This is a genomic window from Paenibacillus chartarius (assembly GCF_042432825.1).
Lineage (GTDB): Bacteria > Bacillota > Bacilli > Paenibacillales > NBRC-103111 > Gordoniibacillus > Gordoniibacillus chartarius.
On record NZ_JBHLWN010000105.1, the window covers coordinates 72096 to 84788 of the forward strand.

Here is a 12693-nt window from a genome sequence, read left to right on the forward strand (position 1 = left end):
CCCGGTCAGCCCAGGATTTGTCGGATCAATGCCGCGTTGGCAGGCAGATGGGCGGGCTCCAGCATGTCCTCGTGCGGTCCTGCGCCCTTATGCTTGATTTGGCGTCCCGTCGTATGCTTGCTCCAGCTCGCCTGCCGCTGCAAGATATTCAGGCTCTTTCCTTCCGATTCGATCAAGTGGATGTCGGCGGCCACCGTTCCGCTGTTGTCCAGCTCGTTCAGGAAGGTCATATAGCCGACCATGTGGCGGAACACCGTGTCGCGAACGGCTTCGTTCTGCAGGTATGCGCCGTATTGCGCCCCTTCCGCCTCCTGCTCGATCACCTTGCCGATTTCCCGCTGCGTCTCTTCGGCGGTTTGCTGAATGATTTTTTTCTTCGGCTCCGCGTCCAGCATGATGATGTCCGAGACGCTGCAGCCTGCCGCTTCAAGCTCTTGAGCGACGCGGAAGGCCAGATTGCCGCCCGCCGAGTAGCCCATCAACCGGTAAGGTCCTTCCGGCTGAATCGTACGGATATGCTTCACATACTGCTCGAACCTGTCGTCGCTCTGGATGAAGTCGAAGCCGTATACCGCTATATTCGCCTCCTCCAGCAGTCCGGCCAGCTCCTGATAGTAGAAGCCGTAGCCGGCTACCGGCGGGAAGCAGAACAACGACCGCTGCGCCTGGCGGTTCAGCAGCGTGACCGGCCGGTCGTCGCTGCGCTCGACGCGGCGGCGGGCCATGTAGCCGGCCAGCTTCGCAATTGTCGGATATTGGAAGACGGCGATGAACGGCAGCTCCACGTGCAGCTCTTCGTAGACGCGGGCCGTCAGCATCGTCGCTTTGAGCGAGTTGCCTCCGATCTCGAAGAACGGATCGTTGATGCCGATCTGCCCTATGCCGAGCAGCTCCTCCCATACGGCCGTCAGCTTCTTCTCGTCTTCCGTCCGCGGCGCGGCATATGGCGCACGAGCGATAGACGTATCCGGCTTCGGCAGGGCGCGGGCGTCGATTTTGCCGTTCGGCGTCAGCGGCAGCCGTTCCAATCGAACGAAGTGCGGCGGCACCATGTACGCCGGCAGCTCGGACGCAGCCCTCTCTCTCGCTGCCGCAACCGCTTCGTCGCGATCCGCAACGATGTACGCGCACAAATATTTTTGGCCTTGGGCGTCATCCCACGCTTGCGTCGTAGCTTCCTTGACGCCGGGCTGCTTCAGCAGCACGGCGTCGATCTCAGCCAGCTCGATCCGGTAGCCGCGCACCTTCACCTGCTGATCGATGCGTCCGCAGAACTCGATAGTGCCGTCAGGCAGCCACCGCGCCGCGTCGCCGGTCCGGTACATGCGCGCGCCCGGCTCGAACGGACAGTCGACGAATTTGTCGTCCGTCAGCTCCGGCTGGTTCAAATAGCCTTTGGCCAGCCCGTCGCCTGCGATGCACAGCTCGCCTCTGATGCCGATCGGCTGCTGCCGCAGCTGGTCGTCGACGATGTATATCCGCGTATTCGCAATCGGTCTGCCGATCGTTATCGGCACGTTCGGTTCGAGGCCGCGCATGAATGTTGCCATAACGCTGCTCTCCGTCGGACCGTACTCGTTAACGAGCTCTACGCGCGCATTTTTGTTCCTGGTCATTTCGACCAATCCGCTCGTAATCGGCTCGCCCCCGAGCAGGATCAGCTGCAGCGACTCGGCTTCGGCAGGCTCGAGCAGATGGATGATCGTGCCGAACAAGCTCGGTACGCCGTTCAGATGCGTAATGCCGTGCAGCGTTATCAGCTTCTTGAGCACGATCGGATCTTTCGCTTCCGCGGCCGGCACCATGTACGACGTCGTGCCTGAGGCCAGCGGCGTGAAGAGCGAAATGACCGAGGCGTCGAAGGCGAACGACATGATCTGCAGCGCCCTGTGCTGCGGGCCGAAGCCGAACTCGGTGCGGCGCCATTTGACCGTATTGGCGATGCTGCGATGGCGGATCATAACGCCTTTCGGTTTGCCGGTCGTGCCCGACGTATAGATGACATAGGCCACATCATCCGGCGAGACGCTCCAGTCCGGCTTCGTATCGGCGTCATGATACGATGCGGCGTTGTCGAGATCGATCACGTTGACCCCTTCATAGCTGCGGACCGCATCCGGAACCGCGCTGCCTCTGCCGAGCACGAGCGAGGCGCCGCTGTCTTCCAGCAAGTAGCGGATCCGGTCCGCGGGATAGTCGGGATCGACCGGTACGTAAGCGGCACCCGCTTTTAATACGGCGAGGATACCGATGACCATTTCCGGCGTCCGGTCGGCGATGACGGCGACGCGATGGCTTGTGCCGCCTGCGCCGAGACTGCGGATCGAGCGCGCCAGCCGGTTCGCCTTCGCATTCAGCTGTGCGTACGTATAGGTGATGCTGCCTTGTACAAGTGCAGGCTGCTGCGGCATCAGCTCGGCCTGCTCCTCGAACAGACCGTGCAGCAGAGACGAACCTGCATATTCGCGCGCCGTAGCGTTCCAGTCCCGCAGCTTCACCAGCTCCCCTTCCGTCGTCAGGCTGATGGTGCCGACAGCTTGATCCGGAGCGGCTGCAGCCGCTTCGAGCAGCTGGAGCAGATGCTCGGTCATGCGGGCAATCGTCTCCTCATGGAACAACGCCGTGCTGTATTCGAAGCTAAGCCGGAGTGCGCCCTCGTGCGGTGCAGCGATAAGCGATAGATCGAACTTGGATACCGTGTGCTCTTGCCCGAACGGTACGATCCGCAGCTCGCCGCCGCGGTCCGCTTGTTCGGGCTCCGCGTCCGCTCCTCCGGCGTTCTGCCAGACGAGCACCGTATCGAATAGCGGATTGCGGCTCAAATCGCGCGTCAGCTGCAGCTTCTCCACGAGCAGCTCGAACGGATAATCCTGGTGCTCGAAGGCGCTCAGAACGGTCGTCTTCACGTCCGCAACAAGCTCCCGGAACGTCTTCCCGGCACTCACGTCGCTGCGGATCGCCAAGGAGTTGACGAACATGCCGAGCATGCCCGCCGTGTCGGCATGGGACCGGCCGGCGATCGGCGACCCGACGACGATGTCCGATTGGCCCGAATACTTGGACAGCAGCACCTTGAATGCCGCGAGCAGCACCATATACAGCGTCGCACCGCTGTCGCGGGCGAGGCGCTCCATCGCTTCGACGAGCTCTGTGCTTGCTTCGAACTCCCGAACCGCGCCGGCAAAGCTCTTCACCGCAGGACGCGGCAGGTCGGTCGGCAGCTCCAGCACCGGCACGCCGCTCATTTGCGCAAGCCAATACTGCTCCTGTCGGAGGAACTGCTCGCCTGCCATCCATTCGTTCTGCCAAAGCGCAAAGTCTTTATAATGCAGCTCAAGCTGCGGCAGCTGCTCGCCTTCATACAAGCGGATAAGCTCTTCTATGAAAATCGTGCCGGACACGCCGTCCGAAACGATATGATGCGTGTCATAGACGAACACATGCTTGCCGCAGTCCTCGATGCGGATCAGCGCAGCACGGAGCAGCGGCGCCTGCGCCAGATCGAACGGACGGAACCAGCCGTCGAGAGCCTTGGCCGCAGCTTCCTCGGATGCGGCTACAAGCCGCTCCAAGCGGAACGGAGCTTCATCATGGATGCGCTGCATCGGCTCGCCCTGCACGGTGTGGAACGAGGTGCGCAGCGATTCATGGCGGGCGATGAGCTGCTGCAGCGCCTGCTCGAAGCGCTCCGCGTCAACCGGCCCTTCCAATCCGACGACAGACGGCATATTGTAAGCCAGGCTTTCGCCGCCTTCTTCGAACAAGTTCAATATAAACATCCGCTTCTGCGCGGAAGATACTGCATAATATTCCTGCTTCGGCGCGGGAACGATCGCTTGATACGTACCGCGCGCCTGCTCGTCGATATAACGCCCGGCCGCTTCGATCGTCGGCGATTCGAACAGGAAGCGAAGCGGCAGCTCGATGCCGAATGTCTTATGCGTCTGGGCGAGCAGCGACATGGCCTTCAGCGAGTGGCCGCCCAGTGCGAAGAAGCTATCGTGCACGCCGATGCGCTCGACGCCGAGCGCTTCCTGCCACAAGCCCGCCAGCAGCTCCTCGGTCGGTGTGCGCGGTGCCACATATTCCGTGCCCGTGGCGATTCGCCCTTCCGGCTTCGGCAGCGCCTTACGGTTGATTTTCCCGTTCGGCGACAGCGGCATCGATTCCAGCTGAACGAAATGCGCCGGAATCATATAGGAAGGCAGGTCGCGTCCGAGGTGCTCGCGCAGCTCCGTTACCGTCAGCTCGCGGTCGGCCGTAAAGTACGCGCACAAATAGTACAGCTTCTCTTCGTCCTCAAGCGCGACGACGACCGTTTCGCGAACGGCGTCGTGCTTGAGCAAGGCCGTCTCCAGCTCGCCGAGCTCGATGCGGTAGCCGCGAATTTTGACCTGGAAATCGATCCGTCCCAAATATTCGATAGTGCCGTCCGGCAGCCAGCGGGCCAGGTCGCCGGTGCGGTACATTTTCATGCCGGGGCTCCACGGATTGTCGACGAACTTCTCGTCCGTCAGCTCCGGCTTGTTCACGTACCCGCGCGCAACCCCGACGCCGGCAATGCACAGCTCGCCGGGCACGCCGATTGGCTGCAGCCGGACTCCGTCACCGACGATGTACAGCTGGATGTTGTCGATCGGCTTGCCGATCGGCACAATGCCGCTTTCAACGCTTGTCGAGCAATCGTAGTAAGAGACGTCGACCGTTGCCTCCGTCGGTCCGTACAAATTGATCAATCTGGCGCCGCATCGGCTGTAAATCATGCGATTGAACCGCTGCACATGGGCAAGCTGCAACGCTTCGCCGGAGGCGAACACAAAGCGCAGTCCGGACAACCGCTTCACATGCGCATCGCTTTCACCCTCGATGTAATCCAGGAACAAGCTCAGCATGGACGGAACGAAGTGCATCGTCGTCACGCCGCTGCGCTCGATTTCGGAGACGATTTCCTCCGGGTTTTTCTCGCCGCCCGGCTTCAAGAAACAGACCGCCGCGCCGACGAAGCCCCACCAGAACATCTCCCATACCGACACGTCGAACGTATAAGGCGTCTTCTGCAAAATCACGTCGCTATCGCTCAAAGGATACGCCTTCTGCATCCAGTGGATCCGGTTCATCGCTGCGCCGTGCTCGATCATGACGCCCTTCGGCTTGCCCGTAGAGCCCGACGTATAGATGACATAAGCCAAATTGCGCGGTCCCGCTGCCGGCTCGAGATTCGAGCCATCGGTTTCGTACGAAGCCGGATCGTTCAGGTCGAGCACGCTGCCGCCCTCGAACAAGGCGCGGGCTTTGCCGGCATGCTTCGTTTGGGTAAGGAGCCACTCGGCTCCGGAATCGTCCAGCATGTACTGAATCCGGTCCTCGGGGAATTCCGGATCGATCGGCAGGTACGCCCCGCCCGCCTTCTGAATGGCCAGAATGCCCACGATCATCTCGGCTGCGCGCTCCATGAGAAGAGGTACAATACGGTCCGGCGCGACCCCTTCGGAGCGAAGCTTGCGGGCAAGCCTGTTCGCTCGCTCGTTAAGCTCGCCGTAGGTTAAAGTTCGCTCCCCGTCTATGACGGCAACCCGGTCCGGCGCAGCCGCCGCCGTCGCCTCAAACGTCCGGTACAGCGTCGTCTGCGACGGATATTCGGCTGCCGTATCGTTGAATTGCTCCAGGATTTGCATTTTTTCCCGCTCGGACACCATATCGATTTCCGCCAGCGTCAGCTGCGGATTGGCCGCTGCTTCAGCCAAAATGTTCAAGTAGTGACCGGCCATCCGCTCCACCGTATCGTGACGGAATAAGGCGCTCCCGTATTCGAAGCTGACGACCAGCTCGTCGTCCGTCGCCGTAGCTTCCAGAGACAAGTCGAACTTGGCGGCGCCGCCCTCGAACGGATACGGTTCGATCTGCAGGCCGGTCATTTCTCTTGTATCCATATTGATGTTCTGGAGCGAAAACATCGTGTCGAACAGCGGGTTGCGGCTCAAGTCGCGAGGCACGTTCAGCTGCTCCACCAGCGCGTCAAACGGGTAATGCTGGTTGTCGAGCGCGTCCAGCGTCGTCCGCTTCACTTCGTCCAGCAGCTGCTCGAACGTCTTCAGCGGCTCGGGACGACCGCGCAGGGCAAGCGTATTGACGAACATGCCGATCACCGGCTCGACGTCCGCATGCGGACGCCCGGCCACCGGCGTGCCGACGATGATGTCGTCCTGGCCGCTGTACTTGTGCAGCAGCACCTGATAGGCGGCAAGCAGCACCATGTACAGCGTAGCGCCGGTCCGGGCCGCGAGGCGATCTAACGCGCTCTTGAGCTCGGCCCCGCTTCGCACCGCTACGTTCGAGCCTTCGAAGCTCTTCACCGCAGGACGCGGGTAATCCGTCGGCAGGGCGAGCAGCGGAATCTCTTCCGCGAACGCTTCGCGCCAATACGCTTCCTGCCGGCTCATGACCGTACGGCCTTCCCCGCTGTCCAGCCATACGGCGTAATCCTTATATTGAATCCGCAGAGACGGCAGCTCGGCTCCTTCGTAGAGCTCGGTAAATTCTTTCATGAAGATGCTCATCGACACGCCGTCGGCAATGATATGATGCATGTCGCAAAGCAGCACGTGCTTCTGCGGCTCCAGCTTGACGAGCTCTGCGCGAAGAAGCGGCGCCGTCTCCAAATCGAACGGACGAATGAACGATTGCACGATGGCCGGAACGTCCGCTTCCGAGGCCTCATGGCGGGCGATGGCGAACTCCAGCTCTTCCGGATCGGCAATAAACTGGACGGGCTCGCCGTCGACAAGCCGGAACGACGTGCGCAGCGCATCGTGACGCGCAATGAGCTGACGGAACACGGCTTCCAGTCGCTCCGGCTCCAGCTCGCCCTCGACCGTCATGACTCGAGGCAGGTTATAGCTGACGCCTGCGCCTTCGAAACGGCTCAGCACAAACAATCGCTTCTGCGCGGGCGACAGCGGATAATATGCCTGCTCGGGGGCAGGTTCGATGGCAATGAGCGCCGCTTTATCGACACCGTCGATATAGGCCGCAAGCGCCGCTACGGTTGGCGCTTCAAACAGCGCGCGCAGCGGGACGTCGGCGCCGAAGCGCTGCTTCAGGCGCGACAAGAGCGTCATCGCTTTCAGCGAATGGCCGCCAAGCGCAAAGAAATCGTCGTAGACGCCAACCTGCTTCACGCCGAGCGTCTCCTCCCAAAGCGATGCGACGGCCGCTTCGGTCTCATTGCGGGGCGCAACGTAATCGGCTCCCGCCGCCGCTGCCGCGTCGTAATCCGGCGCGGGCAGCGCCCGGCGGTCGATTTTGCCATTGGACGTAAGCGGGAACTGCTCCAGCTGCAGGAAGTACAGCGGCACCATATAGGACGGCAGCTCGCGGGACAGCGACTCGCGCAGCTGGCCTGCCGTCTTAGGTTCCTCGCATACATAGTACGCGCACAGCACTTTCTGACCGTTCGGATCCGTGACCGGGACGACGCACGTTGCCTTCATGCCGCTCAGCTTCATGATCGCCGCTTCGATTTCACCAAGCTCGATGCGGTAGCCGCGAATTTTCACCTGCAGGTCGATCCGACCGAGATATTCGATGTTGCCGTCCGGCAGCCAGCGGGCCAGATCGCCCGATTTGTACATCCGCTCGCCTGGAGCATATGGGTTCGGAACGAATTTATCTGCGGACAGCTCCGGCAGATTGGCGTAGCCGCGGGCAACGCCGTCGCCGCCGACGATCAGTTCGCCGGGCACGCCGATCGGCTGCAAATAGCCGGCCGCATCGACGATATAGGCCGTAGAATTGGAAATCGGCTTGCCGATCGGCGCCGGTTCCTCATAGTCCTGCAAAATTGGGAAGCCGGTCGAGAACGTCGTGTTTTCCGTCGGTCCGTACGCATTGAACACTTCGATGCCCGGGCAGTGGCGGCGCACCCGGTTGACATGCCGCATGGAGATCAGTTCGCCGCCGATAATGATTTGCTTGATACCCGCGAATACGTCGGGACGAACCTCGGACAGCTGATTGAACAGCGGCGTCGTCATCCACATAAGCGTCACGCCAAGACGGCGAATGTGCTCCGCCAGCAGATCGGCGCTCAGCAGCACATCCTTGTCCACCACGTGGAGCGTCAGCCCGTTCAGCAGCATGCCGAATATTTCGTATGTAATCGCATCGAAGCCGACGGCGCCGGTCAGCAGCAAGCTGTCTCCAGCTTCGAACCTTGTGTAATTCGACTGCTTGACGAGCCGCACGATGCCGCGCTGCTCGACCATGACGCCTTTCGGTTTGCCGGTCGAGCCGGACGTATACATATAGTAGGCGAGGTCGTTCGGACCAATCCTCACGTCAGGATCGGCCTTATCTCCGGAATACAGCGACTCGTCCGCCAAATCAAACCATACTACGCCAAACTCGCCGGCGGGCTCAGCCTCGAACTTCAAGCATACGGAGGCGGCGCTGTCCTCCAGCATGTGACGGATGCGCTCTTCCGGATACGCCGGATCGAGCGTGACGAATGACGCGCCCGCTTTCAGCACGGCCAAGATGGCGACCACCATGTCCATCGAGCGTTCGGAGTATATGCCGACGGCCTCCTCGCGGCCGACGCCATGAGCAAGCAGCCGGTTCGCGAGCGCGTTCGAGCGCTCGTCCAGCTCGCGGTAAGTCAGCGCTTTGCCGCGGAACGTAAGCGCGGGGTGATCCGGCGTCAAAGCAGCCTGCTGCCGGAACAGCTCGGCGACGGACGCGTCTCGCGGGTAGCTTGAACGCGTAAGGTTGAAGTCTTGAATAATGACCCGCTTCTCTTCGGCCGTAATCATTTCGATCTCGCCGAGCTGCGTTTCGGGACGCGCGACGACGGCTTCCAAAATACGAACGTAGTGACCGATCATCCGGGCGATCGTCGCTTCCCGATACAGAGCGGAGCTGTATTCAACGCTTAACAGCAAGCCCTCTTCGGCTTCTCTCGCCTGAAGCGACAGATCGAACTTGGACACGGTGCCCTTCGAGCCGACCGGAACGATGTTCAAGCCAGGCAGCGCCGGCGAATCGAGGTCCATATTTTGCACGATAAACATGGTGTCGAACAGCGGGTTGCGGGAAATATCGCGCTGAAGGTCGAGCTTCTCGATCAGTGACTCGAACGGATAGCTCTGATGCTCGAACGCTTCCAGCGTCGTCGCTTTCACTTCCTCCAGAAACGCGGCGAACGTCTTCCCTGCCTCCGGTCTGCTGCGCATCGCCAATGTGCCTACGAACATGCCGATCAGCGGCTCGGTGTCGGCATGCTGACGCCCTGCCGTCGGTGAGCCGACGACGATATCGTCCTTGCCCGAATATTTGGCGAGCAGCACGTTGTAAGCGGCAAACAGCACCATGTAAAGCGTCGTATTCGTACGCTTGGCAAGCTCCTGCAGCCTGTCGAGCAGCCCCCGTTCCGCTTGCGCCGACACGACGCCGCCTTGGAAGCTTTGCACCGGCGGACGCGGGAAATCGGTCGGCAGGTCGAGCACAGGCAGCGGTCCGGCAAACCGGTTCAGCCAATACTGCTCCTGACGCGAGCCCGCTTCCGTTCCGAGCCGCTCCTGCTGCCACACCGCATAGTCTTTGTACTGCACTCGGAGGGCCGGCAGCTCTCCCCCTTGGTACAGCTCCACGAATTCGCGCACGACGATGCCTGACGATACGCCGTCGGAAATAATATGATGCATGTCGTACAGCAGCAGATGCTTGTTGTCGTTCAGCTTGTAGAGCTCGACCCGGAACAATGGTGCGTCGCCCAAATCGAACGGCCGGACGAACGCTTCTACGACGGCATCGATCTGATCCTCCGTCGTCTCCAAATACGGGATGTCGAACGGGACGCTCTCTTCAACGATCTGCACGGGCTCGCCGTCCATCGAGACGAACCGCGTCCGCAGCGTCTCATGACGCGACACAAGCTGGCGGAATGCGTGCTGAAGCCGGGCGACGTCCAGCTCGCCTTCAATGATCATCGCATTCGGCAAATTGTAGCTAGAGCCCGAGCCTTCGAGCGTGGACACGACGAACATCCGCTTTTGAGCTGAAGATACCGGGTAATAGGCTCGTGCCGGCACCGGCTCGATGTCCGCGTACCGGTTACCTGCACCCGCTCCGCGCTGCTCCTCGATATAGGCGGCGATGCCTTCCACGGTCGGCGAATCGAACACGATGCGCAGCGGGACCTCGACCCCGAACGCCTTATGCATTTGCGACAGCAGCATCATCGCCTTGAGCGAATGGCCGCCCCGTTTGAAAAAATGATCCTTGATCCCGATCCGGTCCGCGCCCAGCAGCTCCTGCCACATCGCGCACAGCCGCTCCTGAAGCTCCGTCGAAGGCGCCTCGTAAACGGCTTCTTCTTCGGCTGACGCAGCGCCGTCCGGCTCCGGAAGCGCTTTGCGGTCGAGCTTGCCGTTCGGCAGACGCGGCATATCGGCCAGCTGAATCAGATGAGCCGGAACCATGTAGGACGGCAGCTCGGCGGATAGACGCTCGCGCAAACCGAGCAAGGCTGTTTCGTCTTCGGCCGTTATATAGGCGCACAGCATCTTTTGACCGTAAGCATCGTCTCGGGCCAAGACGACGGCTTCCTTCACCGACGGCTGGCGCAGCAGCACCGTTTCGATCTCTCCCAGCTCGATCCGGTAGCCCCGAACTTTGACCTGGTGATCGATCCGGTCGATGTAGTCGATCCGTCCGTCCGGCAGCCACCGAGCCAAATCTCCGGTGCGGTACATCCGCTCGCCCGGCTCGAACGGACAGGCGACGAACTTATCCGCGGTAAGCTCGGCGCGATTCCAGTACCCCCGCGCCAGTCCTTTGCCCGCAATGCACAGCTCGCCCGGTACGCCGACCGGCATAAGCTGGCCCTGCTCATTAACGATATATACCCGCGTGTTGGCGATCGGCACGCCGATCGTCACCGGCTCTCCCGCCTTCAGATCGCGGCAAATCGTCGCCACGACGCTCGTCTCCGTCGGTCCGTACTCATTGACGAGCTCCGCCTGCGGCGCCAGCCGCTTGCTGCGCTCGATGACCGCATCCGTCATCCGTTCTCCGGCAACCGTGATGATGCGCAGACTGCGGGCGTCGTCCTCCGTCATGCTTTCCAGCACTGCGTTGTACAAGCTCGGCACGCAGATGAAATGCGTCACTCCGGCTTCGGCGATATGTCTGCGGATGGCAAGCGGATCCTTCGAGTCGTCTTCCGTCAGCAGCACAACGGTCGAGCCGCAGATGATCGGCGTAAAGAAGCTCGTTACAAAGCCGTCGAACGAGAACGAGAACAGCTGCAGGACGACGTCTTGCTCGCTCAGGGCATACTCACCGGCGCGCCATTGAATCGAGTTGGTTACCCCGCGATGCTCGATCATGACGCCCTTCGGTTTTCCTGTAGTACCGGACGTATAGATGATATAGGCCAAGTGCTCGGGGCCGGCCAGCGGTGCAAGATCGCTGTCGTCGGCAGCAAAGGACGCCTCATCGTTGAGGTTGACCGCCGCCGCCTCATCGAAGCCTGCAGGCGCAGCGAACTGCGTCACGACGAGTGTCGCACGGCTGTCCTCCAGCAGGTAAGCAATTCGTTCCTCCGGGTAGGCCGGATCGATCGGCAAATAGGCAGCTCCCGCTTTCATAACGGCGAGCAAAGCGACGATCATGTCCAAGGAGCGCTCGGCGACGATGGCAACAACCGTGTCCGGCAATGCGCCTCTTTCGCGCAGCGTCCGGGCGAGCCGGTTGGCGCGGGCGTTCAGCTCGCGATAGGTAAGCCGGGCAGTGCCGAGTGCGACGGCGGTCTGCCCGGGAGAACGTTTCGCCTGCTCCTCGAATAATCCGTGCAGCGTAACGCGCTGCGGCAGATCCAACTGCGTCCGGTTGAATTGCACAGCAACCAGCTCGCGCTCTTCCGCAGTAAGCAGCTCCAGGCGGGAGAGCGGCTCGTCCGGCGTCTCCACCGCGCGAAGTATTCGCTCGAGATGAACGGCAAGCGATGCCGCGTATGCTTCGGTATAACGCCGCGGATCGTATTCGATCGTGACATCGATCCGATCGGCTCCCATGCTGAATACAAAACATATGCTGGAACGAATCGGAGCGATATAGCTCCGGTCATGAACCCCTTCCAGCATAACGAGCGTCGGCACTTCGGCCGTCCCGTCGGCCTGAACCGGAATTTGCGCCAGCTCGGCCAGCGCCAGAAACGGGATGTTCTGATGCTCATTCGCATCCGTCACCACCTGCCGCACGATTCCAGCCCAGTCGCGGAACGCGAAGCTGCTCTCGTATTCGGTTTGAATGACCAGCATCGTGTTCATGAGCTCGTTCGCCGGCTGGTTTTGCTTGAAAATCGGCATGCCGATCCGCACTTCACCGGCGGATGCGTACCGATGCAGCAAATAGCTGACCCCGGACAGCAGCAGCATGAACACGCCGTAGCCTGTACGGCCGATGCCGAGGAGTCGGCTGGCCAGCTCGGGGGACAGCGAATGCCGGATCGAACCGGCATTCGCACCCGAATCCGCCGAAGCGGAGTCTCCGCGCGCCGCGCGCGGAAACTCGCTCATGCCGAGGTCGTTCTGAAGCTTGCTTGCCCAGTATAGTTTCTCTTTCTCGTAGCGGCCGCTAGTCAGCAGCATCTGTTGAGCAATTTTATCGATCATTCGCGGGCTCCTCCAACCG

General features: G+C 61.2%; 1 protein-coding gene. It reads right to left on the reverse strand.

Annotation, left to right across the window (positions count from 1 at the left end):
• Positions 1–5 precede the first annotated feature (5 nt).
• Complete coding sequence (locus ACFFK0_RS26230) at positions 6–12674, reverse strand: non-ribosomal peptide synthetase (protein ID WP_377473529.1); 12669 nt, start codon at positions 12672–12674, stop codon at positions 6–8.
• Positions 12675–12693: the final 19 nt, after the last annotated feature.